22 protein-coding genes and 2 tRNA genes are annotated in these 26,551 nt (G+C 34.5%); 9 read left to right on the top strand and 15 right to left on the bottom strand.

Annotation, left to right across the window (positions count from 1 at the left end; all coding sequences use genetic code 11):
• Nucleotide 1: 1 nt before the first annotated feature.
• The 5 genes from ABD816_RS05310 to ABD816_RS05290 form a co-directional block, all read right to left on the bottom strand.
• Nucleotides 2-409, bottom strand: a complete 408-nt coding sequence (locus tag ABD816_RS05310; protein ID WP_344925372.1) for a curli production assembly/transport component CsgF — start codon at nucleotides 407-409, stop codon at nucleotides 2-4.
• A 15-nt stretch (nucleotides 410-424) separates the two neighbouring features.
• Nucleotides 425-1,147 carry a CsgE family curli-type amyloid fiber assembly protein gene (locus ABD816_RS05305; RefSeq protein ID WP_344925371.1) on the bottom strand — a complete coding sequence of 241 codons (723 nt, stop codon included), beginning with the start codon at nucleotides 1,145-1,147 and terminating at the stop codon, nucleotides 425-427.
• 3 nt (nucleotides 1,148-1,150) lie between these two features.
• On the bottom strand, nucleotides 1,151-1,666 hold the full coding sequence (locus ABD816_RS05300; protein ID WP_344925370.1) for a hypothetical protein: 516 nt from the start codon (nucleotides 1,664-1,666) through the stop codon (nucleotides 1,151-1,153).
• A gap of 91 nt (nucleotides 1,667-1,757) precedes the next feature.
• Entirely contained in the window at nucleotides 1,758-2,933 is a 1,176-nt protein-coding gene (locus ABD816_RS05295) for a hypothetical protein (protein WP_344925368.1), read from the bottom strand.
• A 324-nt stretch (nucleotides 2,934-3,257) separates the two neighbouring features.
• On the bottom strand, nucleotides 3,258-5,441 hold the full coding sequence (locus ABD816_RS05290; RefSeq protein WP_344925366.1) for a glutamine synthetase III family protein: 2,184 nt from the start codon (nucleotides 5,439-5,441) through the stop codon (nucleotides 3,258-3,260).
• A 219-nt stretch (nucleotides 5,442-5,660) separates the two neighbouring features.
• Between ABD816_RS05290 and ABD816_RS05285 the strand changes: the two genes are divergently transcribed.
• Nucleotides 5,661-6,671, top strand: coding sequence for a glutamine synthetase beta-grasp domain-containing protein (locus ABD816_RS05285; RefSeq protein WP_344925364.1), 1,011 nt, complete (start codon nucleotides 5,661-5,663; stop codon nucleotides 6,669-6,671).
• Nucleotides 6,672-6,761: 90 nt separating this feature from the next.
• On the opposite strand, the gene ABD816_RS05280 is transcribed toward ABD816_RS05285, so the two are convergent.
• Together ABD816_RS05280 and ABD816_RS05275 are read right to left on the bottom strand one after the other, a co-directional pair.
• Nucleotides 6,762-9,155 (bottom strand): T9SS type A sorting domain-containing protein, encoded by a 2,394-nt coding sequence (locus ABD816_RS05280; RefSeq protein WP_344925363.1) that lies wholly within the window; start codon nucleotides 9,153-9,155, stop codon nucleotides 6,762-6,764.
• A gap of 54 nt (nucleotides 9,156-9,209) precedes the next feature.
• Nucleotides 9,210-10,106 (bottom strand): hypothetical protein, encoded by an 897-nt coding sequence (locus ABD816_RS05275; protein ID WP_344925362.1) that lies wholly within the window; start codon nucleotides 10,104-10,106, stop codon nucleotides 9,210-9,212.
• A 297-nt stretch (nucleotides 10,107-10,403) separates the two neighbouring features.
• Between ABD816_RS05275 and prfA the strand changes: the two genes are divergently transcribed.
• Nucleotides 10,404-11,480, top strand: coding sequence for a peptide chain release factor 1 (gene prfA / locus ABD816_RS05270; RefSeq protein ID WP_344925361.1), 1,077 nt, complete (start codon nucleotides 10,404-10,406; stop codon nucleotides 11,478-11,480).
• A gap of 243 nt (nucleotides 11,481-11,723) precedes the next feature.
• Here the strand turns inward: prfA and lgt are convergent, their stop codons facing one another.
• The 4 genes from lgt to folE form a co-directional block, all read right to left on the bottom strand.
• Entirely contained in the window at nucleotides 11,724-12,659 is a 936-nt protein-coding gene (gene lgt, locus ABD816_RS05265; RefSeq protein ID WP_344925360.1) for a prolipoprotein diacylglyceryl transferase, read from the bottom strand.
• Nucleotides 12,660-12,707: 48 nt separating this feature from the next.
• A complete protein-coding gene (gene yidD, locus ABD816_RS05260; RefSeq protein WP_344925783.1) occupies nucleotides 12,708-12,983 on the bottom strand; it encodes a membrane protein insertion efficiency factor YidD in 276 nt (91 codons plus the stop codon).
• Nucleotides 12,984-13,001: 18 nt separating this feature from the next.
• Nucleotides 13,002-14,498, bottom strand: coding sequence for a cysteine--tRNA ligase (gene cysS, locus ABD816_RS05255; protein WP_344925359.1), 1,497 nt, complete (start codon nucleotides 14,496-14,498; stop codon nucleotides 13,002-13,004).
• Nucleotides 14,499-14,683: 185 nt separating this feature from the next.
• The gene (folE, locus tag ABD816_RS05250) at nucleotides 14,684-15,352 is read right to left on the bottom strand and encodes a GTP cyclohydrolase I FolE (protein WP_344925358.1); all 669 of its coding nucleotides are present in this window, start codon (nucleotides 15,350-15,352) and stop codon (nucleotides 14,684-14,686) included.
• A 317-nt stretch (nucleotides 15,353-15,669) separates the two neighbouring features.
• Here folE and ABD816_RS05245 point away from each other — a divergent pair, with 317 nt between their 5' ends.
• Both ABD816_RS05245 and ABD816_RS05240 read left to right on the top strand, forming a co-directional pair.
• A complete protein-coding gene (locus ABD816_RS05245; RefSeq protein ID WP_344925357.1) occupies nucleotides 15,670-17,217 on the top strand; it encodes a T9SS type B sorting domain-containing protein in 1,548 nt (515 codons plus the stop codon).
• A gap of 113 nt (nucleotides 17,218-17,330) precedes the next feature.
• Nucleotides 17,331-17,861 carry a hypothetical protein gene (locus ABD816_RS05240; protein ID WP_344925355.1) on the top strand — a complete coding sequence of 177 codons (531 nt, stop codon included), beginning with the start codon at nucleotides 17,331-17,333 and terminating at the stop codon, nucleotides 17,859-17,861.
• A 45-nt stretch (nucleotides 17,862-17,906) separates the two neighbouring features.
• Here the strand turns inward: ABD816_RS05240 and ABD816_RS05235 are convergent, their stop codons facing one another.
• Together ABD816_RS05235 and ABD816_RS05230 are read right to left on the bottom strand one after the other, a co-directional pair.
• Nucleotides 17,907-19,418, bottom strand: a complete 1,512-nt coding sequence (locus ABD816_RS05235) for a transporter (RefSeq protein ID WP_344925354.1) — start codon at nucleotides 19,416-19,418, stop codon at nucleotides 17,907-17,909.
• A gap of 36 nt (nucleotides 19,419-19,454) precedes the next feature.
• Nucleotides 19,455-20,537 carry a hypothetical protein gene (locus tag ABD816_RS05230; protein ID WP_344925353.1) on the bottom strand — a complete coding sequence of 361 codons (1,083 nt, stop codon included), beginning with the start codon at nucleotides 20,535-20,537 and terminating at the stop codon, nucleotides 19,455-19,457.
• 99 nt (nucleotides 20,538-20,636) lie between these two features.
• Here ABD816_RS05230 and proS point away from each other — a divergent pair, with 99 nt between their 5' ends.
• The 5 genes from proS (at nucleotide 20,637) to ABD816_RS05205 (ending at nucleotide 23,342) form a co-directional block, all read left to right on the top strand.
• Nucleotides 20,637-22,115: a proline--tRNA ligase gene (proS, locus tag ABD816_RS05225; RefSeq protein WP_344925351.1), complete on the top strand. Its 1,479-nt coding sequence runs from the start codon at nucleotides 20,637-20,639 to the stop codon at nucleotides 22,113-22,115.
• Nucleotides 22,116-22,195: 80 nt separating this feature from the next.
• Nucleotides 22,196-22,267, top strand: a tRNA-Glu gene (locus ABD816_RS05220).
• Between the two features lie 69 nt (nucleotides 22,268-22,336).
• Nucleotides 22,337-22,408 (top strand) — tRNA-Glu (locus ABD816_RS05215).
• A 34-nt stretch (nucleotides 22,409-22,442) separates the two neighbouring features.
• Nucleotides 22,443-22,691, top strand: a complete 249-nt coding sequence (gene rpsT / locus ABD816_RS05210) for a 30S ribosomal protein S20 (RefSeq protein WP_344925350.1) — start codon at nucleotides 22,443-22,445, stop codon at nucleotides 22,689-22,691.
• Nucleotides 22,692-22,826: 135 nt separating this feature from the next.
• A complete protein-coding gene (locus ABD816_RS05205; protein WP_344925348.1) occupies nucleotides 22,827-23,342 on the top strand; it encodes a DUF4442 domain-containing protein in 516 nt (171 codons plus the stop codon).
• Nucleotides 23,343-23,363: 21 nt separating this feature from the next.
• Here ABD816_RS05205 and ABD816_RS05200 read toward each other — a convergent pair whose 3' ends face one another.
• Both ABD816_RS05200 and ABD816_RS05195 read right to left on the bottom strand, forming a co-directional pair.
• The gene (locus tag ABD816_RS05200) at nucleotides 23,364-24,950 is read right to left on the bottom strand and encodes an oleate hydratase (protein ID WP_344925346.1); all 1,587 of its coding nucleotides are present in this window, start codon (nucleotides 24,948-24,950) and stop codon (nucleotides 23,364-23,366) included.
• Between the two features lie 157 nt (nucleotides 24,951-25,107).
• Nucleotides 25,108-26,343 carry a glycosyltransferase family 4 protein gene (locus ABD816_RS05195; RefSeq protein WP_344925345.1) on the bottom strand — a complete coding sequence of 412 codons (1,236 nt, stop codon included), beginning with the start codon at nucleotides 26,341-26,343 and terminating at the stop codon, nucleotides 25,108-25,110.
• Nucleotides 26,344-26,551: the final 208 nt, after the last annotated feature.

Genomic DNA, 26,551 nt, shown 5'->3' with positions numbered 1-26,551 from the left:
ATTAATTAGGAATTATTATTTGGGATTGATCTCCAGTACTAGTGTCTAAAATATCAATAACTAGACCTTCTCCTGATGGAAAAATCTCTATAAATAAGGTGCCGAAACTAAAGGTACCTTCTGTAAGTTCACCATCTCCGAATTGTTCTGTAAATAATGTTCTGGAGATCTGACTTAATAACTGACTGTTTAGGCTTTCGGTAAACCTTTCCAGGTCAGTGCGGTCATCAAGATTTGAATCAAAATCCTCAGTAAAAGTGTTTTGAGCCTCGGCAGAACTTAGTAACCATTGATAATTAAAAGTGTCACCTCCAAAAGCAGGATTTTTTGGTTGGTATACTAAATCTTGCCCATAGCTAACACTGTAACTCATAAAGACAAAAAGTATAATTGTAACTATTGATCTCATATTATATGTAAAATTTTAATACTGAAAAATATCATTTTTTTGGTTCTTAAGATTTTTAAAATACGCATACACTTTACGAATAGCTGTTTTAGACATCTGTTCGAGATATTCCTGATCTGGTTTTCCCAGAAATTCGATAATAAGCTGATCTTCTATTTTTACTTGTATGATAGTACTTCTTCCAAAACTAAGTTGCTCATACACACCTACTATTTTATTTCCATTAATCCTATTAAGTGTATAAGAATTATAAAAGAATTCATAAAAATCTTTCCCGGGTTTTGTTTTTGTTTCTTCAATCACAATGCCTCTTAATTCTATCCCATCACTAGTTGTGTTTTCCTCTTGCAACGGGTTCTCTTTTTCAATTTCATTAAAAGCAATACGATCTTTACTGATAATACTGTCTTCTTCATAAATTAATAATAGAATGACAATTTTATCACTTTCATCAATTGCCACAGAAACAGATGTAAGGCTTTTCTGTTCGTTTGCTTCTAATGTGAATCGGTCTTCCTGATTATTCTTTACCATATCACCATTCTCATCTGTTCTGAATACCGAAAGAGTGTATTTCAAACTCTTGTAAACTTCTGTTTCATTAATAGCTTCTGCAGTGATTACGGTAATATCATCTATAGTGGAGGTCTTAAGTTTAGCAATGATCTCTGTATTAGTTGTCTGACTTTGAGTGAATGATGAAATACATATAAAACAGATAGCCAATACCAATTTCATAACTTAAAAACTTCTGATGATAATAGAGCGATTACTTCCTGTCATTTTGAATTGTAAATTTTTTGATAATTCATTATTACCAAATCTTTCAAAATAGAGATTATTTCCTTCTTGTATAAGTTCTAGATTTGTAGATACATCAGGGTTAAAAGAGAAGTCAGTTACAGTATTGTAATTGCCACTCTGAATGATTATTTTTTCTATACCCTTAGCCGTTTCATTAATATCAATTAAGTTCTGTTCGCCGTTTTGTTGAATACTGATGTTTGATGATTGAGATGTTATTGAAGAGTAAGTGACATTATTGACGCCTGTCTGCTGTATAAAAATGGTACTCATTTCTGAAGGAGTATTTTCTCTTTTAATCTGAGTGATGTTGTTTTCTAACTGAGATAATGTAATTAACTTTTCCTGAATTTCTGAAGTTACCGATCTTTCATCTTCTGTGATTTGAGAAAACGTAGTTCCAAAAATAAATAAGCAACAAAGTATGCTATAGTATGAGTTATTTTTTTGCATCAATCAACAGTTTTACAAGCATTAAAAGAGTTATATCAAAAAAACAAATTTGATATAACTCTTTATGAGTATTATTATTTATGCGTTCATTCTAATTATTCTGAGTGACAATCGCAGCATTTCCATTTCCGCTTTGAAAAATTATGCTGTTATGAGACATTCCTGTTTGAGTGACAAAAGTAGTGTTAGCTGTTCCAAACTGAGTGTCTTCTGCTGTATTCGCATCACCTACTTGAAAAATATCACTGACATTACTAGCCCCATATTGCGAGCTTACAGCTACATTATCATTTCCTATCTGTCCTTGTAATACTACGTTATTTTCTGCAAATATACCCGTGTCACCCTCTTGTTCTGATGATGCAAGATTACCATTTCCTTCTTGATATTGTTCTGTATAATTGTTTCCTCCAAAGTACAGTAAATTTTGAGTTGCTCCAGCTTGATTACCATCACCTAATTGAGTTTGTATAATCGTGTTGTTTGCTTCCTCGTGTTGCGCGTATGCTAAGTTTTCTTCACCAGCTTGGTATTGATCTACAAATCCTTCAGTAGAATCAAAGAAAGAGCTACCTTGTAAAGAAATAGCTGTATTTCCATTACCTATTTGTGTTTGGAATAAGGTATTATTAGCTCCCCATTGTTCACCTTCTGCCATATTAGAATCTCCTGCTTGATCTTGTACAGAAAGATTAAGATCACCCACTTGTGCCATAGTTCCTGCGTTGAAGTTACCTGTCTGAAATAATAAACTAAAATTTTCTTCACCTCCTTGGGACGTAGATGCAGTATTTCCGTCACCTAACTGATATTGTCCAGCGTTATTTAAAATTCCATCCCCAAAAAATCCTGATCCTTCCTGAGAGATAATGGCTACATTGTTATTTCCTTCCTGGATTTGCTCAGCTATATTATCCCCACCAAAATTAAGTAAATTCTGAGTGGCAGAAGCATTATTTCCATCTCCAACCTGAGTTTGATAGACAGCATTTCTATCTTCCTCGTGTTGAGCAAACGCGATGTTTTTGTCTCCGGTTTGAGTTACTTCTACAATTCCATTTCTAGAAGCGAATGAAGCACTTCCTTCTATAATTTCTGCATTGTTTCCTGATCCTGATTGAACAGCAGTAGAAGAATTTTCTAATCCTACCTGAGTGACATTAGCTGCATTGGCATCTCCTGATTGCTCTACATTACTGATGTTTGATTGTGCAACGATAGTCGCTGCACTTAATAAAGTTGCTAGTGTGAAAATTACTTTTTTCATATGAATATCTATTAAAAAATTGATTAATAATTTTGATTTCAAAGAATTTTAAAAGTCTTTACAACACAATACAGTGCCAGACTATTTTAACAATATCTTAATTTTTTGGGGAAAAAATCTCTAGGGTAGATACCAATTGTATATTGATGAGGTAAATTTAATGAATTATAGAAGGTGTTTTTGCTGTATTTATGGGGATTCGATAAAATACACTGCGGAAAAACCGTAATATTTACGATTCTTGCAGTTGCTGCTTTGGTTTGAAAAATGTTATTATTTTGTTAAAAAAATGACAGTTAATGTTTTAGTAAGTGAATTCTTACCTTATCGGGTAAAAAGTAGTTCTCTATATTTAGTAAGTGGCCATAACTCATCATCAATTAATAGTTCTAAAGCATCACAGTTATATCTTATATCAGCAAATAATGGCTTTACTTTATTACAATAATTACTGGCTTTTTTCTCTATTGATAAAGTCTCAGCTTTCTTACGCTCTTCGATCATTTTATTGATGTAAGTATTGATATCACCAATATGTCTAGAAATGCTTTCTATGATTTCCATTTGTTCTTTAGCATATTTCTTGAAACCGGTACCATAAAGATTTTTTAATCCGGTAACATTATTAATCATCATATTCTGATACTTAATAGCAGTAGGGATTACATGATTTCTGGCAATATCTCCGAGTACACGTCCTTCTATCTGAATCCTAATTACATATTCTTCAATTTCTATTTCATATCGCGAGGTACATTCTGTTTCATTCATTACATTCATTTCGCTAAAAAGATCCAATGATTTTTTAGAGATTTTTGCTTTTAATGCCTCCGGAGTAGTTCTATTATTGCTTAGACCTCTTTTTTTAGCTTCTTTTTCCCATTCAATACCATAGCCGTTTCCGTCAAAAAGAATATTTTTTGATTTTTTGATATATTCTCTTAATATATTAAAAATTGCTTCATCTTTCTTAAGACTTTTTTTATCAATCAATTGATCAACTTCTATTTTAAACTCTTTGAGTTGTTTAGCAACAATAGTATTTAGAATGGTCATAGGATTAGCACAATTGGCTTTAGAACCCACGGCTCTAAACTCAAATTTGTTTCCTGTAAATGCAAAAGGAGAAGTTCTGTTACGATCAGTATTATCCAGTAATATTTCGGGTATTTTACCCACAACATTCAATTTAAGATCCGTTTTTTCTTCTGGAGATAGTTTCCCATCAGTAACACCTTCCAGTTCTCTAAGTACTTCTGTAAGTTGCCTCCCTATAAATACAGACATAATTGCTGGAGGAGCCTCATTAGCACCTAATCGATGATCATTACTGGCAGAAGCAATACCAGCGCGCATTAATTCTTCGTTTTCATTAATTGCTTTGATTGTATTAATAAAGAATGTTAAGAATTGGAGATTACTCATTGGCGTTTTACCTGGGCTCAAGAGATTGACTCCAGTACTGGTAGCTAGTGACCAGTTATTGTGTTTGCCAGATCCATTAACTCCTTCAAATGGTTTTTCGTGCAATAATACTTTTAGATGATGTCGTGAAGCAATTTTTTCCATTACATCCATTAATAAAGCATTATGATCAACAGCAAGATTAGTCTCCTCATGTATAGGTGCTAGCTCAAATTGATTGGGAGCTACTTCATTATGCCTGGTTTTTACAGGAATCCCTAATAACATACATTCTTTTTCTAGGTCCATCATAAAAGATAATGCTCTTTGAGGAATACTACCAAAATAATGATCGTCAAGTTGCTGCCCTTTTGCAGGAGAATGACCTAGTAAAGTTCTACCCGTAATAACCAGATCTGGTCTGGAGTTCACTAATGCTCTGTCAATTAAGAAATACTCTTGTTCCCACCCCAGAGAAGCATTTACTTTTTTAACATTTTTATCAAAATATTTAGCAACCGCTGTGGCTGAGGTATCTACTGCGTGTAATGCTCTTAGTAAAGGAGTTTTATAATCTAAGGCTTCTCCTGTATAGGCTACAAATACAGTGGGAATACACAAAGTAGTACCATAAATAAAAGCTGGAGAAGTTGGATCCCAGGCTGTATATCCTCGTGCCTCAAAAGTATTTCTAATGCCTCCATGTGGAAAAGAAGAGGCATCGGGTTCTTGTTGTACTAATTGATCTCCACCAAATTTTTCCATTCCTCGATCATTTCCGATGGTTTCAAAAAAGGCATCGTGCTTTTCTGCGGTGGCACCAGTCAATGGTTGAAACCAGTGTGTATAGTGAGTTACTCCTTTTGATAATGCCCATTCCTTCATGGCTGAAGCAATTTGATCAGCAATTTTTCGGTTAATTTTAGAACCATTTTCAATAGCATCAAGAACACTTACGTATGCATCCTTAGTAAGATATTGAAGCATCGTGTCATGATTAAAAACATTACTTCCAAAAAGTGTTGATCTTCGTTGCGTTTCTGTAACCTTAATTACATTTCGGTTTAAGGCTTCTTTTAACGCTTGGAATCTAATTGTGGACATAAACTCATTAATTTTAATGCAAATATACTAGAAGTTTTTTTTGTTGATAATAGGGTTAAGTACTTTAAAAATTAAAAAAAAGTAAAAATACCCTGTTAAAAAGTAGGTACTTCGCAAAAATTTGACTAAAAACTGTTTTTAACCCCTTGTTTTTTTTTGATATCATAAATTAAAATTATTTTTGGGAAATTAAGAGTTCAAAATTATAACGTATTAATTATGAGTAAAACTAAATTAGAATATATTTGGTTAGATGGGTATACTCCAACTTCCAATCTAAGAAGTAAAACAAAAGTAGAAGAAGATTTTGGAGGAAAACTAGAAGATTGTCCGGTTTGGTCATTTGATGGGAGTTCAACAAAGCAAGCTGAAGGAGGATCTTCTGATTGTCTTTTAAAGCCAGTTGCTATTTATCCGGATCCAACAAGGAGAGATGCATTTTTGGTAATGACCGAGGTTTTAAATGCTGACGGAACACCGCATGTGTCTAATGCAAGAGCTACCATCGATGATGATGATAATGATTTTTGGTTTGGTTTTGAGCAAGAATACTTTATAATGGACAAAAGGACAGAGTTGCCTCTTGGATTTCCTTTAGGAGGGTACCCTGGACCACAAGGTATGTACTATTGCTCTGTAGGAGGAAAAAATACACACGGTAGAGATTTTGTAGAAGAACATGCAGATCTTTGTATTGATGCCGGACTTAATTTTGAAGGAATTAATCAAGAGGTTGCAAGCGGACAATGGGAATTCCAATTGTTTGCTAAAGGAGCTAAAAAAGCAGGTGATGAAATTTGGATAGCACGTTATCTATTAGATCGTCTTACAGAAAAATATGGATTCTATATAGAATATCACCCAAAACCTATAAAAGGGGATTGGAATGGTTCAGGAATGCATGCTAACTTTTCTAATACAACACTTAGAACTTGTGGTTCTAAAGAGGTATATGAAACTATATGTGAAGCATTCAGACCCGTTACAAAAGAACACATTGCTGTGTATGGACAATATAATGATCAGCGATTAACAGGAGATCACGAAACTGCTTCTATCAATGATTTCAGTTATGGAGTATCTGATAGAGGAGCTTCTATTAGAATCCCAATTATTACCGTAGAGAAAGGATGGAAAGGATGGTTAGAAGATCGTCGTCCTGCATCTAATGGTGATCCATATAAAATTGCAGCAAGAATTGTGAAAACTGTTAAAACTGCAAAAGTTTAATTAGTACTTTTAAACACTTATACTAATTTTGTTAAACGCAAAAGCACCTCTGGAATTTAATTTTCAGAGGTGCTTTCTTATGATAAACTTTTAGTGTTTAATGACTCTTTGTGTTGCTAGTACTGTTCCTTTATCTGAGTAGATTTTTACAAAATAAATTCCAGATGCTTGGATACCCGGTTGAATCTTAATTGCAGTATCATTTTCATTCGTTGATAAAAGATGTTGATTGTAGACCATCTTACCACGAACATTATAAATGGCTACATCAAAATTAGTAAATCCTTCTGGAATATTAATATGTAATGTCATATCAAAAGGATTGGGATAAATCTCAAAGTTTGATTTTACATTAGTATTGTTTATACTCAGTGTTTTTGGACTATACGTGTATGTATAAACTAAACTGGGAGCGTATTCAGGACTAGAATCATAAGAATCTCCCACACGCTTAGCATCCGTACTTGTTAAACTAACTCCTGTACCTTCGATCATAAAAGCCATACTGTTTCCCGGAGTCCAGTCATTTTTATCTATTATTAATTGTAATAGTTCTTTAATGTCTGATGTTTGTTGTTCTATACCTGTTAAACCAGAATCAGTCCACGAATCAGGATTCCAAGCTACTGTAGTTTCCATTTTATCTCTACCAGAGATATTAGCGCTACTGCTGTTTTCAAAAGGAGCTGAATTGTTACTGTCTTCTACGGTGATTAAAAGTGCTGCCGCATCTGTATTGTCTTCATCAGATCTAAACTGAATATAAGCATTATCAATGGTGGCTCCTTGAGGTATGTTCACATTTTGGAAACGTAACCCTATTTTCTGAAATCCATTTTCAATGTCTGAGATATAGTCGTAACTATCATATGTCATTTCTAAATCACTACTATCAAAATATACTACACCTGTTTCAGTTTCTTCAATATCATCATTACCTTCAGCGATAGCTATAGATTCAGAAAAAGAATAATCTCCAACACTAATATATAATGTAGTTGCGTCAATTTGATTATCTGTAGTGGTTGCGATGGCTTCTATCTTATATGAGCCGCTAGCATAGGAGTCTGTTAAACTATACGGAGAATCAGTGTCTGTTTCTCTCAATACATCATTAACATAAAAATCAATGGTAGCAATTCCGTTTCCTTCGCTGATGACATCAATAGTAAGTGTAATTTCACCAGCTTCTTGATACTCTGTGGGTGTGCCTGATTCAAAATTAATTTCTGGAGCAACAATTTCAGTGCCAGGTAGAATTGTGATTACATCACCTTCAGATGGATTCCACACATCCAGATTAGCTGGTAATGTAAATGGATCTTCATTGGTTACAGATGCGACATCGGCAGCATTATCTACTGCAATTGTTCGTAATTCTATTTTGGAAGTCTCTACAAAAATTAATTTAAATTGATTAAATGATCCTGAGTTACGTGTCCATTCTTTATCATCATCATTAGATCTTAGTGGAGCTCCCCAGCACCCCTCTCCTGTATAGACAGTACCGTTTATATCATCTCTTATGAACCCTTCGTCATTTCCTGAAGCAGATGAGGGTTGTACTGGCCATGTGGTCTTTACCATATGCGAATCGCAATCAACTACTAAACGCACACCTTCCTCATAAAAAAGTTCAGCCCAGGCGTTATATTGTGAGTTGCCCTCAGATTTACTAGCCGTATGAGGTCGCATAGGTTTATGATATTGAGCTGCTTTCCATCGCACAGATGCATTAGCTGTTAAATCATTTTCTAACCAGGTTAATTGGTTTCCAGATACTGAAATTTCACTATTCAATGTGTATGTTCGAAAAAGATTATTTCCAAAGGTTACTGCATAATACGAATCATCAGTAGGGGTGTCAAATAGATTATAGATAACAGTTGCCCCTTCATGATTACCTCGTGTTGCTACAATAGGGAACATGCGTCCATCTGTAGCAGTGGTTAATTGCCAATCATCAAACCAATTTTGCCATTCACTATCACTATCATCATCTGTCATATCTCCACCAAATAATACTGCATGTGGCTTTAATTTGGAAACTAATAAATTAGCTTGTTGTCTGGGAGTTCTATTGTTTCTAGAGTCACCACCTGCTATGAAAGAGAGTCTGCTTTGATCATTAGGTGCTGTTTTAAACCAAAAGCGTTCACTTTCACCTTCACTATCGTGAATTACAAAGTAATACGCAGTATTTGGCAGTAAGTCCGTTAAGCGTGCAAATTGATTTTCCATTCCGCGATAAGAAACAGAACGATCCACAGTTTTAGAATTTTCATATTGGATATAGTCAGTTCCAAAATCGGTAGTACCATAGTATAAGATTGGATTAGTTCCTGTGATTTGATTCCAACCAATGGTAATGGTGGTAGCGGGATCGGTATTAATAATGAGTCGGTACTTATCTGTATTACCGTAACTTATTGAAAAAATACAGGTAAAAAATAAAACAAGGATAGTGTGTGTTGTGTGTTTCATTGGGTAATTTTTTTAATAGTTTTTGAATTTTAAAGTCATAAATTTATTTGATATTTATTGTGATCTTTTTAATAGTGGATTGTTCAATGGATCAGTTATGGGATGTAGAGCGCTACCTTTTTTAAAAGATTTGTACACGTAATCCAAATAATAAATTAGTAGCGGGATGACCCCATGTGGTATTCTATAAACTACCAAATAGAGTGATTGATGCAAAGATGAATCAATAAAGTCTACGTTAAAATTAGCAATAACTCTCGCTGAGGCGGTAATCAAGCCCCAGAAGCAGGCATAAATTAAAGCATATTTGGCTATTTTGGGAACAAAGATTAAGATAGAAAGGACAATATCAAGTATACCCACTATATATAGTAATAGTACAGCGTTATCTTCTGTAACTCCAATAGAATTAATTGTCATATCTATAAAAGTTCCTGGTACTGGGTAGTACCCTAGCGCATATAGACCGTGAGATGTAAAGGTAGTGGCTACTAATATTTTTAATACAAAGCTTACTTTTTTAATAGTATTTTCTTTTTTAATGGCAAAAAGTAAAACAAACGGAATCCCAAATTGTATAGCATGTTCAAAGAATTGTCCATAATGATAAAATTTTTCTTTAGCAGAAAGTAGAGAAAGCAGGATTAGTAGAACCCCAGAAATGAAAATAGGAAGTTTGAGGAATTTTATGTTTTTATGATGTATAGCGAGGCTGGAAATTGCTGAGAATAAAAAGAGTAATCCATTACATTGGATGATACGTTGAATCCAGATATTAACGGTAGGATTAGTCACATATTCATTCCAGGGGGTGTTGAATATGTTCTCTATAATGTCTTGTAGTAAACTCTCATCCCATAAAAATGCACGAAAAGGTGCATCAAAAAAAAGATACTGATAGGCTCTTCCAATAAAAACCAGAAAAACACATATTTTAAGAATTTTAGTCATTTGATAAAGATGTACAACAAAATGTTGAACTATTTGTTTTCAATTGATGGCTGAAATTTACTCAAAATAAAGGTACAAAGTATTGTAAGTGATTAAGTTAAGGTTAATAAAATTTTTGAAAAAATAACAATAATTAAACATGGAAATTGTAGGATGAATATATTTTAATTTGTAAATGTCTTTAAATAGGTCTCTTATAAAAGGTGTGTTTTTTATAAGAAGTTGAAAAGGTCCATTGCTGTTTTTTTGACAAAAAAGTGTACTTTTGTAGACTACACGGATAGGACAGATAGCACTATGATTGATAAATTAAATATTGTAAAGCAACGGTTTGATGAAGTAACTGATTTGATCATTCAGCCTGATATAATTTCGGATCAAAAAAGATACGTACAACTTAATAAGGAGTATAAGGATCTCAAAGCGATGATGGATGAGAGAGAGATTTATATCGAACTTACAGATAATCTTAAAGAAGCAGAGGAGATCATAGCCGATGGCAGCGATGAGGAGATGGTGGAAATGGCAAAAATGCAATTGGAGGAAGCTAAAGAAGAATTACCTAAGTTAGAGGAAAAAATACGATTTATGTTAGTGCCAAAAGATCCGGAAGACGCAAAGAATTGTGTGATGGAGATTAGAGCGGGAACAGGAGGGGATGAGGCCAGTATTTTTGCAGGAGATTTGTTTCGTATGTATACAAAATATTGTGAAGGTAGAGGTTGGAGTACTAGTGTAGTAGATCTTAATGAAGGAACCAGTGGTGGATATAAAGAAATTATTTTTGAGGTTAATGGAGAAGATGTATATGGTACTTTAAAGTTTGAAGCTGGTGTGCATCGTGTGCAACGTGTTCCTCAGACCGAAACTCAGGGACGTGTACATACCAGCGCGGCTACAGTAATTGTTTTGCCAGAGGCAGAAGAATTTGATGTAGAATTAGATATGACCGAGGTGCGTATCGAGCGTACTACTTCTACAGGGCCAGGTGGGCAATCCGTAAATACAACCTACTCTGCCATAAAACTGCATCATGAACCCACAGGAATGATTGTAAGTTGTCAAGATCAGAAATCTTCTCATAAAAACTTAGAAAAAGCGCTTAAAGTATTGCGCTCTCGCTTATATGATATAGAATTAGAAAAAAAGCAAGCAGCTGATTCTGAAAAACGTAAAAGTATGGTTTCTTCTGGAGACCGCTCTGCAAAAATAAGAACCTACAATTATTCGCAAGGTCGCGTTACAGACCATCGTATTGGTTTAACCTTATACGATTTAAGTAATATTATCAATGGTGATATTCAGAAAATTGTTGATGAACTTCAGTTAGTTGCTAATACTGAGAAGCTAACGGATTCTGGAGAGGTATTCTAAGTTCTAAAAAAACAATACTAAAGCTTAAAAAAGATGAGGCAGACTTTACTAAAGTCTGCCTCATCTTTTAGAGCAATAATTACAGTAATTTTATTCTAGAAAAGTTATACTCATTTACTTTTTGATACAAGTATGATCATATGATCCTTTTCATCATAATGAAAAGATAGTAATCATTTTTGAATACATACAATTACTTAAGATATCAATAAACTGAGTTATCTTTTAAAAAGTAAGCTTCAATTATGATGATTTTTCGGTAACTTTTTTAGCAGTTACGATAAAATAGACACCAACTAATACAAATGGGATGCTCAACCATTGACCTGTAGATAGCATTTCTCCTAGTGAATCCTCAAATCCTCCCTGACTTTTCTTAACATATTCTACGATAAAGCGAACAATGAATATTAAAGCTAGGTAACATCCAAATAGAAAACCTCTATTGTTTCGTTTGTCCGTTTTCCAATAGAGAAATAATAGTATAAAAGAGACAAATATATATCCAAACGCTTCATACAATTGAGATGGATGACGATATGGAATGGATTCCAGTATATTCGAAAATTGAGGATTGTCCACTATAGCAGCGTATGCATCATTTACATTTTTAATTCCTGTTTCTCTAACGGCTTCTCCCTTACTCAATCCTTCACGTACAAATCGCACACCAAATGGAGAATCTCCCGATTCTTTACCAATAATTTCAGAATTAAAGAAATTACCTAATCTAACAAATATACCTCCGAATGCTGCAGGAATAGTCACTCTATCCATAATCCATAAGGGGTGCTTATGTAGTACTTTTTTAGAGTAATAATACATAGCAATAATAAATGCAATAGCGGCGCCATGACTTGCTAATCCTTGAAAACCTATAAATTCAAACGTTGGATTAAATCGGATAGGGAGTAAAATTTCGAGAAGATTATTTTTGTAATAATCCCAATCATAAAAAATGACATGTCCTAATCTGGCACCCAATAATGTTCCTACAACCGCATATATGAAAACAGAATCTAATTTTTCTAAAGAAATTTTTTCCCGGATATAAATCTTTTTCATTAAAAACCAACCCAAAGAAAATGCTACAACAAACATTAAGCTATAAAACCGGATCATAAAAAAGCCAAGATCTATTCCTTCTACTGGATTCCAGGTAATTTTTGAGAATATCATGTGAAAAATTATTTTTTTAGGTAGTAAATATAGGTATTAATCAGTGATTTAATGTTTCATTTCTTCATTGTTTCGCTTCCCCATTATTTCGTCAGTACGAGGCACTGGATCGTACCCACTACCTCCCCATGGGTGACAACTACCTATACGTTTGATAGCCAGCCATCCTCCTCTCCATAACCCATGTTTTTCTAATGCTTCCACTGTGTAATGAGAACAGGTGGGTTGATATCGACAGGTGGCAGGAGTCAATGGTGAAATTATTTTTTGATACAGTTTCACTAAACCAACGAATGGCAAAATCAATACTTTTTTTAAAGTCAATCTTGAGCCCAAAATAAATTAATTGAGTGTAAAACTAGTGCCTTCACGACTATCCTTTAATTGAATACCAATAGATTGTAGTTCATCTCTGATTTTATCACTGGTAGCAAAATCTTTGTTAGCTCTGGCTTCTTTTCTGAGCTTAATAAGTAGCTCTAGTGCTCCAGAAAGCTTATCGCTAATGTCAGAGGAAGCTTCATTGATATTGACTAATCCTAGCACGTCAAAAACAAACTCGTGGATCGTTGTAGTGAGTAGTTGATGATCAGTAGTGGATACTATAGCATTGCCTTCTTTTACTGTGTTAATAAATTTTACAGCTTCAAATAATTTTGCGATTAGAATTGGGCTGTTAAAATCATCATTCATTGCATCGTAACACTCCTGTTTCCAGTTTTGTATATTGAAGCCGCTGGTAGTCTTATCAGTCTTTAGGTTTTCTAGCGTTTGGATAGCTTCCATAAGCTTATAAAAACCTTTTTCTGAAGCCTCTAATGCGTCGTTAGAAAAATCTAGAACACTTCTGTAATGTGCCTGTAGCATAAAGAAACGAGTTACAGAAGGAGCAAAAGCTTTGCTTAGAATTGTGTTTTTACCTGTGAATATTTCTGCCGGAGATATACTATTTCCAGTAGATTTAGCCATTTTTTTACCATTTAAGGTAAGCATATTGGCATGCATCCAATAATTTACAGGTGTTTTTCCACAAGCTGCCTCTCCTTGTGCTATTTCACATTCATGGTGTGGAAACTTTAGATCCATACCACCACCGTGAATATCAAATTGTTCACCGAGATATTTAGTACTCATTGCCGTGCATTCCAGATGCCATCCGGGAAATCCATCGCTCCATGGAGAAGGCCAACGCATGATATGTTGTGGTTCTGCTTTTTTCCATAAAGCAAAATCTTGTGGGTTCTTCTTATCACTTTGCGCAGCTAATTCTCTTGTATTGGCAATCATATCCTCGAGATTGCGACCGCTTAGCTTACCATACTGATTATTTTCATTAAATTTTTTAACATCAAAATAAACAGAACCGTTGGCTTGATACGCAAATCCATTGTCAATGATCGTTTTAATGATTTCGATTTGTTCCACAATATGTCCCGTTGCTGTAGGTTCAATACTAGGAGGGATGTTATTGAATTTTGATAAGATGTTATGAAAATCAAGTGTATATCGCTGTACAATTTCCATAGGTTCGAGTTCTTCCAGCCTTGCTTTTTTTGCAACTTTATCTTCACCTTCTTCTGCATCATTTTCCAGATGACCAGCGTCTGTAATATTACGCACATACCGAACTTTATATCCTAAATGAATTAGATATCTGTATATTAAGTCAAAAGAAATAAAAGTGCGACAATTTCCTAAGTGAACGTTGCTATATACAGTAGGACCACAAACATACATCCCGATATTACCCTCAATAATGGGGATGAAAGGTTCTTTTTTTCCTGCAATAGAATTGTAAATTTTTAGTTCCTGAGTTTTGTGCAAGGGCGCTACAGCCATAATATAATGAATGCTAAGAATTAGTAAAATGGTGTCTGTGTCAATTCAGTATAACACAATACCTGCTTAAAAGAGTTTGAATTCCATCTCTCAAACATTAAATAAAGAGATCTTGCAAACATAAATCGAGAGGTATTAGTATGCTAAGAAATTTAGAGCACCAGTTGTCAAATGTAAAGATAAAATTAAAAAGTAGTATCTAATTTAATATAATCAAGAAATTCCCTTCTTACTGCGTTTTCTTTGAATTTTCCACCAAATTCACTGGTTACTGTACTGCTTTCTATATCACGGATTCCTCTGGAATTGACACATAAGTGCTTTGCATCAATTACACAAGCGACATCTTTAGTACCTAATACAATCTGAAGATCTTGTACAATCTGCATCGTTAATCGCTCTTGTACTTGTGGTCTTTTAGCATAGTAGTCCACGATACGATTCATTTTTGATAGTCCTACTACAGTGCCATTTGAAATATAAGCAACATGCGCACGACCTACGATAGGAAGTAAATGATGTTCACAAGTAGAATATAATGTGATATTCTTCTCAACTAACATTTCTCCATATTTGTAGTTATTGCTAAATGTAGAAGCATCTGGCTTTCTCTCTGGATGTAATCCGGAAAAGATTTCGTTTACAAACATTTTAGCTACACGTTGTGGAGTTCCTTTAAGACTATCATCTGTCAGATCAAGTCCCAGTGTTTCCATAATGTGCTTTATATCTTCTCTGATTGATGCAATTTTTTCTTTGTCAGTTAATATAAAAGCATCTTTTCGTAGTGGGGTTGTTGCACTGGTAGATACATGATTATCACCAATTGCTTCAATAGCCTTGTCTGTCTTCACAAGTTTTAATTTTTGTAATTATAACACTTTATGGGTATTCATTATAGTATGAATATTCCACCTTTATTCTTTTTATTAAATTTGAAAGTAACTTTATGTACAAGAAGCTTTCTATTTTTTCTTTCCAAAAATTACCAATAACAAATTTTATAGCTAAATCATATAAAAATTGATAGGTAATGGGGTGCAAAGATAAGGTTTTGTCTTTTTACAGGGCACAAGCTACATAACTATTATACATAATACGATTTCATTTACTATATTAGTCCAAATTAAAGTACAGATAAGAAAATAGATTAACTTACGTTATACAATATATGACAAAATTACTGCCTCGAATTTCGTTATTTTTTGTTTTGATTTTTTTTCAAAACACATGTTTTTATGCTCAGGATTTTGATACCGCCTGTCAGACTACCCAACCCTTTTGTTCAGATGCTTCTGAGGATCTAACATTTCCTAATACTACTGGAGATATTGATGGCCTAGGCGAAGTAGGTTGTTTAAATACCACACCTAATCCTGCTTGGTATTTTATTTTAATTGATGAGCCTGGTCAGTTGGTTTTTGATATAAAACAATGGGTGGATGAGGATGGAGATAATCGTAGAGATAGCAGAGAGCGCTTACTGGACGTGGATTTTATTGCTTGGGGACCTTTTCCTACTTCTTATATAATTGATTGTGGTGATCAGTTATCAAGAGGATGTGATCTTAATGCAGATGGCGATAATATTCGTCCGGCAGAATGTGTTAATAATGCAGATGAACCGGATTTTTATATTGACGATTTGGATAATACAAACATAGTAGATTGTAGTTATGCCAGAGCCATGTTAGACGATGATACAAATAAAATCGAGACATTTACCCTGCCAGAAGCACAATCAGAAGAATATTATATTATTCTTATCACCAATTTTTCTGATGAAGCAGGAGTAATCCAATTAGAGCAAACGAATGTAGGTGAGGATGGCGCGGGTACTACAAACTGCAGTGTTTTAGAACCGGGGATCGCACAAGATAGAATTGCGGTCTGTGGTCCTGGTTCTTATCCAATAACTGTAGAAGGAAGATTTCCTGGTTCTGCAGGACCACCAGAAGTATTAGCGGCAGTTGATTTTCAATGGTCCAGAGCAGATTTAGGTAGTGATACATTTACACCATTGCCTGGAGAAACACTTCCTTTTTTAGAAGTAAATGGAAATGGAGTCTATCGTCTACAAGGTTTTGATAATACAGGAGCAGAAGTGCCTAATTCTCCAGATCAGGTTTCAGTGCTTGATGTGACTGGTATCACCTATGAGATTGGATATAGTATAGCAGAATCTTCGTTTTCTGGGAGTTACACAATAACTGCAGAGGTTACCACAGATCCGATTACGGAGTCAGAAGGGTTCACTGATTTTGAGTATAGTCTTTATAGGGATCTTAATAATGGGAATGGATTTTTTGAATATCTGCCTTATCAATCATCACCTGTTTTTGAGGATGTTCCTCCTGGGGATTATCAGATTATAGCAAGATATGCTAATTGCCCTGATAGTGAATTAGAGGATGACGAAATTATTATGATTCTTGGATATCCTAAGTTTTTTACGCCTAATGGAGATAGTTTTCACGATACCTGGGATATTATAAACCCAGAAGATCAACCCACTGCTGCAATTGTATACATATTTGATCGATACGGAAAATTATTAAAACAAATTATTCCGGGTGGTTCCGGATGGGATGGCACCTATAATGGAAGTCCTATGCCTTCTTCTCAGTATTGGTTTAGGGTAGAATTTAACGAGCAAGAAGATCGGGATGTAGAACGTACCAGAAGAGTATTTAAGGGAAGTTTTTCATTGATTAGATAAAGTTTTGTAGAATTTTAACCGGGATGCATACTGGGTTTTATAGTGTTGGTTTTTTTGGACGGTTAAATAAATGATTTTATTATCATATAAGATTAAAAAATGAATTCTTTTTTATGAGAAATACTTTTGTTGTCATAGTATCAATTTTGATACTTACTGCTGTAAATGCTCAATCCCCACTTATGACAGATGAATTCTCACATATCCCGAATGCAGAATACGCAATAGTAACTTATGATTCAGCTATAAAAGCAACTGTTTTAAGTTATCATTACCACGATTTATGGGATATAGACAATGATGGTATAAAAGATGTCATTTCTTTTGTAGGTAATGGTGCAGCTCATACATATTATCAATTTCAGGTTCGTTTAAGTTCCAGTGATACTTGGTATATTTATCCAACATTTCAATTGGATATGCCTTACTATCAGGGAAATAAAAATATTAAGGAATTAAAAGAATCGCATCCTCAATTTTTGGTTTCTGATTTTGACCATGATCAGGTTGATGAGATATATCTTAATCTCGAAAATCCATTTGGTTCCATTCCCGAAGAACTGACTGCAAAAGGGGTATTGTCCAAACGTATTCTTATCGAGTTTGAAAATGAAAAATTAATAATTAGGGACTTTAATGGGTGAATAATATGTAAAATTAGATAGTATTGTCTATTTAAATTAGTTAGATCAAAGATTTAATCCTAAAGTAAAAGTTAAGTTATCCCTGTAACTATCGATTGCTACCGCATTAGAAAAACCAGAATTAGGAAAAAACTGATCGCTACGTTCTTGATAAGAAGTATCATAAGCAACATCAAATCTTGCTTTTCCAAAATTATATCCAATACCAAAAGACAATCCTACCGTATCACTCAATATTTGATCATTTTTATAGGGGCTTTCTACATAGCTACCACCGGTTCTAAAACTCCAGTTACCATTTCTTAATTCTCCTCCAATTTTGATAGTCGATGCACCTTGTAGATTGTTTGTTATTGCTTCATTTTGATTAGAAAAATCAATACCTTCAAATGAGCTGAACTCTGTAGTGCTATAATCCTTGTATGAATAATCAATACTAATCAACCCGCGTTGACCAAATAGAATAGCAGCACTACCTGTAGCTTTTGCTGGTGTTTTTAATTCATATTCTGGAAAGATATTGATGACATTTGGAGCTACTAAAAATTCTCCATCCGCATTGCTAAAAGTTTCTATAGCCTGTGTAGTTTCCTCTTGTATAGAATACCATGTAGGTGACTCTAAGGAGATTCCTAAACGAAACATTTCAGATACCTTTGCAATCATACCAATTTGAGCAGAAAATCCAGCACCAATAGTGGATAGCGTATTACTAAATACTACTTCATTAATATAACTGCCAGCATTATTGTTAAATTCTAAGAAATCTGTGGTTCTATCGTAATTAATAAAATGTGAGTTAATGTTAACGCCTATGAAGAAATCATTATGAATCTGAGCTCCCAGATTTACAGAAAATTTACCGTTAAGACCTGTGCTTTCATAATAATATTCCTGATCAAAAGAGCCAGAAGCTACATTAGAAAAATAACTAGTATTATCAAGGTCATTAAGATCATTAGCTTCTATAAGAAGAGATTCGTGACCCAAAAATGCTTGTTGAGTTCCATATCCCTCAGAGTTTCCTAAAAAATTATATAGAGAACTATTACTCTCTCCCGATCTCCGCGTAATAAGATCTAACGGAACCCCTTGCGCTTCTGAAAGAAAATAGGAATCAATAGAATTCGTACTTCTGCCAAAAGCAGTAAAAGAATCTACATTATCTGTAGTTTGATCATAAGTAACTCCAAAAGAAATTTTATTTAATAATGAAGCTTCATTATAGCTGTCATAGACAAATACAGTTCCTAATTGATTTAAATTAAAATTGCTGGACGAAGTAGTTGTAAGATCATTAAAATAACTCGCTTCATTATCAATAGAAGCGTTAGAAAGTGTGAGTGATCCAGAAGAATTTGCAAAAACCGCTGATCCTGCAGGATTAATGTGTAGGGCAGAAATGTCTCCTCCCAGGGCTCCAAACGCGCCACTCATTCCTCTGTAACGGGCTGTACCTAAAATATCCTGTTGGCTATATCTAAGAGCATCTGTAAGATCCTGAGCGCTCAAAAAAGACATAGATAAGACACCTATGAATAAAAACAACTTTTTCATATTATACTGTGTATTCTATTAAACAAAATGATTTTTTTAGCCTCTTCCTCTACTACTGCTACTACGAGAAGAAGATCTGCTACTTCCACTACTGGATCGGGATCCACCACTACTTCTACTATAACTGCTACTCCCAGAGCTTCTGCTTCTTGAACCAGAATAGTTCCCTGAACTAGATCTACTACTACTAGATCTTGAGCTATTTCCATAAGATCTAGAACTACGACTGCTGGATGAACCTGATCTGGAATAGTTACCACTATTAGAAGATCTGTTTCTTGTGGAATAATTAGAAGATCTGGTTCTGCTATTATTGCCGGCAGAGATACGATTTCTGTTGCTATAAGCACTAGTTCTGGATCTGCTATTGTACGCGCTACTTCTTGACCTACTATAGTTACCACTATTTCCTGATCGATTTACAGATGCAGTACGACCTCTGGAATTGAAGTATGCATTTCTGTTTCCTCTATTATATGCAAAGCCTCTGTTTACACCTCTAAAGTTATTGAAAGGAGGGCAGTAAAAGCCTCCGTAAAATCCATATCTACCAAATCCATTAAAATAAGCATTGTTCCAAAATGGTCCTCCTCCAAAACCAAAGCCCCAACCATTACCATAGAATCCACCGCCCCAGCCTCTGCCATAGAATCCGCCACCCCAGAATGGGTCATAGAATCCACCGCCCCAGAATGGGTCATAAAATCCACCGCCCCAAAAAGGTTGGTTCCATCCATTATTATAAACATTTACTGCAACTTCATCGTAATCGCTTCCCCAGGCAGGTTGACCGGTATTATAATCAAAAGCTACATCTGTAGAATCATTCTGAACATAATCATCACTAGCATAAGAGTCAATATCTGTAAATACTTCTCCCTGCTCGGCAATGTTGTCATATTGTGCCGATTTCTCAGCAAAATAACTGGAATAATATCCCTGATTATCATCTTGAACAGGAGTTGGAGCTTCCTGATTCGTTTGTCGACCAGATTCACCATAGATTCCATCTTCATAACGTACATACTCATAGGAGCCACAAGATGTCAACATAAGTAGACTAGCTATGAGAGAAACTCCAATAGTATTTTTTTTCTGAATATAATTTTTAAGTCGCATATCTCCTTATTTTATTGTTGAACAATACAAATTTAGTTAGTTTTGCGCTAACTATTTTTTATTTAACATAGTCACAAATTTTGTGCCAAATAGCAGTATATGAGTAAAAATCTAACAAAACGTAGTGAAGATTATTCCAAATGGTATAATGAACTGGTGGTCAAGGCTGATTTAGCTGAGAATTCGGCAGTAAGAGGATGTATGGTGATCAAGCCTTATGGGTATGCTATTTGGGAAAAAATGCAGGCAGAATTAGATAGGAAATTTAAGGAAACAGGTCATCAGAATGCTTATTTTCCTCTTTTTGTTCCTAAAAGCTTATTTGAAGCTGAAGAAAAAAACGCAGAAGGTTTTGCTAAAGAGTGTGCGGTGGTTACTCATTATAGATTAAAGACAGATCCCAATGATTCTTCTAAATTAATTGTAGATCCAAAAGCAAAATTAGAAGAGGAGTTAATTGTTCGTCCTACTTCTGAGGCTATTATATGGAGTACTTATAAAGGATGGATTCAATCATATAGAGATTTACCTATTCTAATTAATCAATGGGCAAATGTTGTGCGATGGGAGATGAGAACACGACTGTTTCTTAGAACAGCAGAGTTTTTATGGCAAGAAGGGCATACTGCGCATGCAAATAGACAAGAGGCAATTGCAGAAACAGAGCAAATGAATAATGTATATGCTGATTTTGTAGAAGATTTTATGGCTATCCCTGTTATCAAAGGGAGAAAAACAGAAAGCGAACGGTTTGCAGGTGCAGAGGACACCTATTGTATAGAAGCATTAATGCAGGATGGAAAAGCATTGCAGGCAGGAACTTCTCATTTTTTAGGACAGAATTTTGCAAAGGCTTTTGATGTGAAGTTTACCTCAAAAGAAGGAAAGCAAGACTATGTATGGGCTACTTCCTGGGGGGTATCTACACGATTGATGGGGGCTCTGGTAATGACTCATAGTGATGACAAAGGATTGGTTTTACCGCCTAAACTGGCTCCAATTCAGGTAGTGATTGTGCCAATTTATAAAGGACAGGAGCAACTGGATCAAATAGCAGAAGTGGCAGATGAGTTAGTAAAGGATTTAAGAGCTAAAGGGATATCTGTAAAGTTTGATAATCGTGATACACATAGGCCTGGTGCTAAATTTGCACAATATGAATTGCAAGGAGTTCCATTGCGAATTGCTATAGGACCTAAAGATCTGGAAAAAGGTACTGTAGAACTTGCTCGCAGGGATACCCTGACAAAAGAGTTTGTAGAGAAAGATAATGTAGTTGCTGTCATTGATTCTTTGTTAATTGAAATTCAGGAAAGCTTGCATCAAAAAGCAACTCGATATAGAGATGAACATACAACTGAGGTTGCTTCCTTTGAAGAATTTAAAGAAGTTTTAGAAAATAAAGGAGGCTTTATATCAGCACATTGGGATGGTACTGGAGAAACAGAGCAAAAAATAAAGGAAATAACGAAAGCAACAATACGTTGTATTCCTTTTGATGGTGCAGAAGAAGAAGGAAGCTGTGTATATAGTGGTAAACCTTCTAAAATGAGAGTGTTATTCGCAAAGGCATATTAAGTTTTAAAAAAAATAAAATAACACTTGCGCCATTGAAAAATAGTTGTATTTTTGCATCCGCAATTAGGTAAGCAACTAATGGCCCGTTCGTCTATCGGCTAGGACGCCAGGTTTTCATCCTGGTAAGAGGGGTTCGATTCCCCTACGGGCTACTAAGTAGGAAAAAATTATTGCAGATTTAAAGTGAAAGCTATAGATTTGCAATTCCTTAAAAAGGAAATGGCCCGTTCGTCTATCGGCTAGGACGCCAGGTTTTCATCCTGGTAAGAGGGGTTCGATTCCCCTACGGGCTACAAACGGATAGTAAAAAATTTAATTAAAGTAAAGATGGCAAATCATAAGTCAGCATTAAAGAGAATTAGAAGTACAGAGACAAAGCGTCTTAGAAATAAATATCAGCATAAAACTACACGTAATGCTATAAAAAAATTACGTGAGTCTGATAAGAAAGAGGCTGAAACATTGTTTCCTTCTGTAGTTTCTATGATCGATAGATTAGCAAAGCGTAATATTATCCATGATAATAAAGCTGCTAACCTGAAGTCTAAGTTAGCTAAACATGTAGCTGCTCTTTAATAAAGATCATTTATTATAAAAGAAAGCTTCTTCACAACAGTGGAGAAGCTTTCTTTGTTATGTTGATTTAAAAAATCCGTGTTCCTAAAATAAATTGTAACTTCAGGTTTAGTATCGTTAGTATAGTATCACATTATGAAATGGTTTGTAAATTTTATTAAGACTCAATTTAAAAACCCTTGGTTTTTTAAATGGGCTTTTAATATCTCGCCAATGTATCGAAGATCCGTTGGGAGGATTCTTAGTGTTTCAAAAGATCTGCATATTGTCAAAATTAAAATTCCTTTAAATTATAAAAATAGAAATTATGCAGGTTCTATTTTTGGGGGTAGTCTGTTTTCTGCAACTGATCCAATTTTAATGATTCAATTGATTCAGATTCTTGGTGATGATTATGTAGTTTGGGATAAAGAAGCTACGATAAAGTATAAAATTCCGGCAAGAGAGAAGGTGTATGCTATATTTAAGCTAGAAACACAAGAAATAACTGAGATTAAAGAATTAGTGAGTGAACAGAATGAGATTGATTTTATAAAGAAAATTAATATTCAAAACAAAAGTTCTAAAGTATATGCAGAAGTCACTAAGGTAATGTACATAGCTAAGAAGACACATTATTTAGAAAAAATGAAGAGAAGATCACTTCGCTAATTCCCTATATGATGTTGATGCTTAGTTAGATTGTCTTTTAGCAAACCTGCTAGGATATTCCTGATTAACTTTTTGAGGTATCGAGAATTCATCAAAAATATTTTGTACCACCGCTTTGGCGGTTTCACTTGTTAGTTCTAATGTCGGAGTCTTTATATAGGAGTACTCTGTTTTAACAGCTTCTCCACAGAGATAGATATGCTTGCACTTTGTCGTTTGATCTAGCGGAGGTGTCTCAGGAGATGCCGTATATATGGGAGCATATAATCTCCATCGGTAATCCTCCTTGTTTTTGGGTCCATACAGTGAGAATTTATCTTCTGTAGATTCATTTACATATTCAAGATTGTCACAAAACTTTGCATTAGAGATTATATCTGGAATTTCATTTTTATGAATTCCGATTTGTGTCAAAATTTCATTTAGAGCATCTTGAGGGTTGCATTCGAAGAACGTTTTATCAGTAGTTCCCTTTTTATCTAACCTACTAGCTACTACTTCTAAAAAATAATTATATTCTTTAGGAAAAGTGATGTCATTACTCCATAACCCTCCATCGCTTTCTTTACACCAAATGACAAAAACTATTGCCCATTCAGAATCCATTACCGCAGTAACGGATTTTTTAGAGATTTTTTCCAAAGATTTAGGAATAGATGTTATAGGGAAAATAACACCAATAGACCATTCGTTATTAAGAGGTTGATGTGTGCGTCCAAAACCCAGATTTTCAATAACTTTATTATTTAAAGCAAGGATATGTGCATCAGCCTCAACCTCTATATGTTCATTTAGTTTAGCTATTGTTTTATCTCCCTGAGTTTTTTTGAACCCGGATAACCTTGAGTTGGTATGTAAATGGACATTCCGTTTTTGTAATTCTGCTATAAATGGAGGGATTAATCTATCTCCTAAGGGGCCATCAATTACCCAACTTCTGAATTGTATATACTGATTTTCTTGAAGATGGTTCGATCGATGGGTTCCAATAAACATTTTAGACATTAAATCCATGCCCATACTTGCCATAGAATCAGCTCTGGCTGCAACTGTAATTCCTAGATATGTGAATAAGAAATCCTTTGCTTTGTCTGATAGATTATATTTTTCAAAATATTCTTTGATAGAAACACGCTTTTCTTCCAGGTCTTTAATTTCATCCTCGTTAAGAATTCTGAATGCCTTTATGGCTTTTGCTACTTTTATAATATCTTTTAGGCGTAGGCGGAATGTAAATAAAGCAGCTCTCAATAATTGTATATTCCCAATAAAACTTTTATTTATTTTTCGATGAACCTTATGAACTTTGTTTTTGGATGTGGATGAAAAATTAAAATAATAAATGGGTGACCACCTGTCCAGAAGCGTTTTGTTATCAACCGTTGGGATTCTACTACATACATCAGCAAAAGCAGGGTAGTATTCAGATATTAGTCGAATAGCATGGGTAGAAATTTTATCTTTTTCAGAAACCGTTCCTGATACTTTACCTCCAAAATTAGTAGAGGATTCATATAAATGTACTTCACAATCACTGGATTCACTAGCTTCTAACGCGGCTGTAAGCCCAGACCATCCTCCTCCCCAAATGCATATTTTCTTTTTCATAATTCAATATAGTTATTAGATGTATGTATGTTAGGTCTCTTTGGTATTAATGTTATTTGGTAGGATAGGCTGATCTAATTTAATGATTTAATTTAAAATTAAAAAGAGAACAATTCCCTTTACTGCTCGTTTTGTTAATTAGTCAAAATTTATAGGGCTATTTGTTTTTTTCTTCAATCCATCGAGACATATATTCTGTGCTTTTGAGGGTGTGATGTTGTAGCATAGCTCCTATAAAATTTTTGGATCGATGTTCTTGGAGGTTTTCTTTTATTATACATATACAATCGATTAAGTCTTGATTGAATTTTTCTTTTTGAAAACGAGTGTTTATAATTTCTATTCCTTTTTGTTGCGCTTGTTGCCAGATAGATTGGTTTTTATATAATTTCAAGGCATTTTCTGCAAATTTCTTGGGGTCGTCTGTGACAAATCCATTCCAGTCTGATTCTTTACTACACATGCCTTCAATACCAATTGTTGTGGTGATGCTGGGAGTTCCGTTACACATTGCTTCTGCAAGTTTTCCTTTGATTCCTGCACCAAAACGTAGTGGAGCTAAACAGATACGGGCTTCTTTCATAACTTTTGTAGCATCCTTTGCCCATCCTTTGATATGAAAACCTTGCTTAGGATTGTGTAGTTGCGTGGCTTTAGGAGGGGGATAGGCTCCGTAGATGTGAAGTTCGACATCAGGAAGCTGTTTTCTGATGAGAGGCCAGATAGTTGTTTTAAGATATAAAACACTGTCCCAGTTAGGCTCATGACGAAAATTTCCTATAGTAATGAAATGATTGCGAAGATTATAATCAGGCCAATTCTCTGTTGTTTTTGATGTGATAGGGTCAAATAAAAATGGAAGATAGAATAATTGTTCATTATCTATTTTGATATGTTTATTTAACAGACGAATTTCAAAATCCGAAATCATAAGAGAGATATCAGAACGGTATATACTGGCAATTTCTCTCTTTGCTATGTCACTCTGTAATAAATCCTGTATCTGAAACTCTTTTCCTGATTTTACTATTTCTTGTCTTGTTTTGCGTAAGCTATGGAGATCTTCGGTATTTAGAATTTTTAATGCTTGGGGACAGTGATTGGTAACTCTCCATCCAAACTGTTCCTCGGTCATAAATCGGTCAAACATCACGATATCCGGTTGTAGTTGTTTGATAAATTCGTCAAAACTAGGGTGGTTTAGTTGAATAGTAATTCTGGAAACTCCTAAAGATTCAATATCATACATATGATTGCTGTCAACCGCTGCACAAGCAAAGGTAATTCTCCATTTTTGGGATCTGAAAAATTGAATTAATTGAAGCATTCTACTTCCTGCGGCAGAGGAGTTTGGTTCTGGCCACACATTTCCTATAATTAAAATATGATTCATGAATTACTCATTTTTTTAGATCTATGATAGATTTTACATATATGTATTACAGGTCTGTAAAATTATATTAAGTGATGATCATTAATCGCTTATCAAATGTAATGATAATAGTGAGTTTTTGTAACCAGATTCTTAGTAGTACTTCTAAAAAAAGTCTTAATGTATATCCATGTGAAATGCTTATTTTAAAGAAATTTCCAAGTTCACC

Source organism: Aquimarina addita, from assembly GCF_039539305.1.
In the GTDB taxonomy this organism is placed as follows: domain Bacteria; phylum Bacteroidota; class Bacteroidia; order Flavobacteriales; family Flavobacteriaceae; genus Aquimarina; species Aquimarina addita.
The sequence above is the reverse complement of the archived record's forward strand: the minus strand, read 5'-3'. Positions and strand labels throughout refer to the sequence as shown.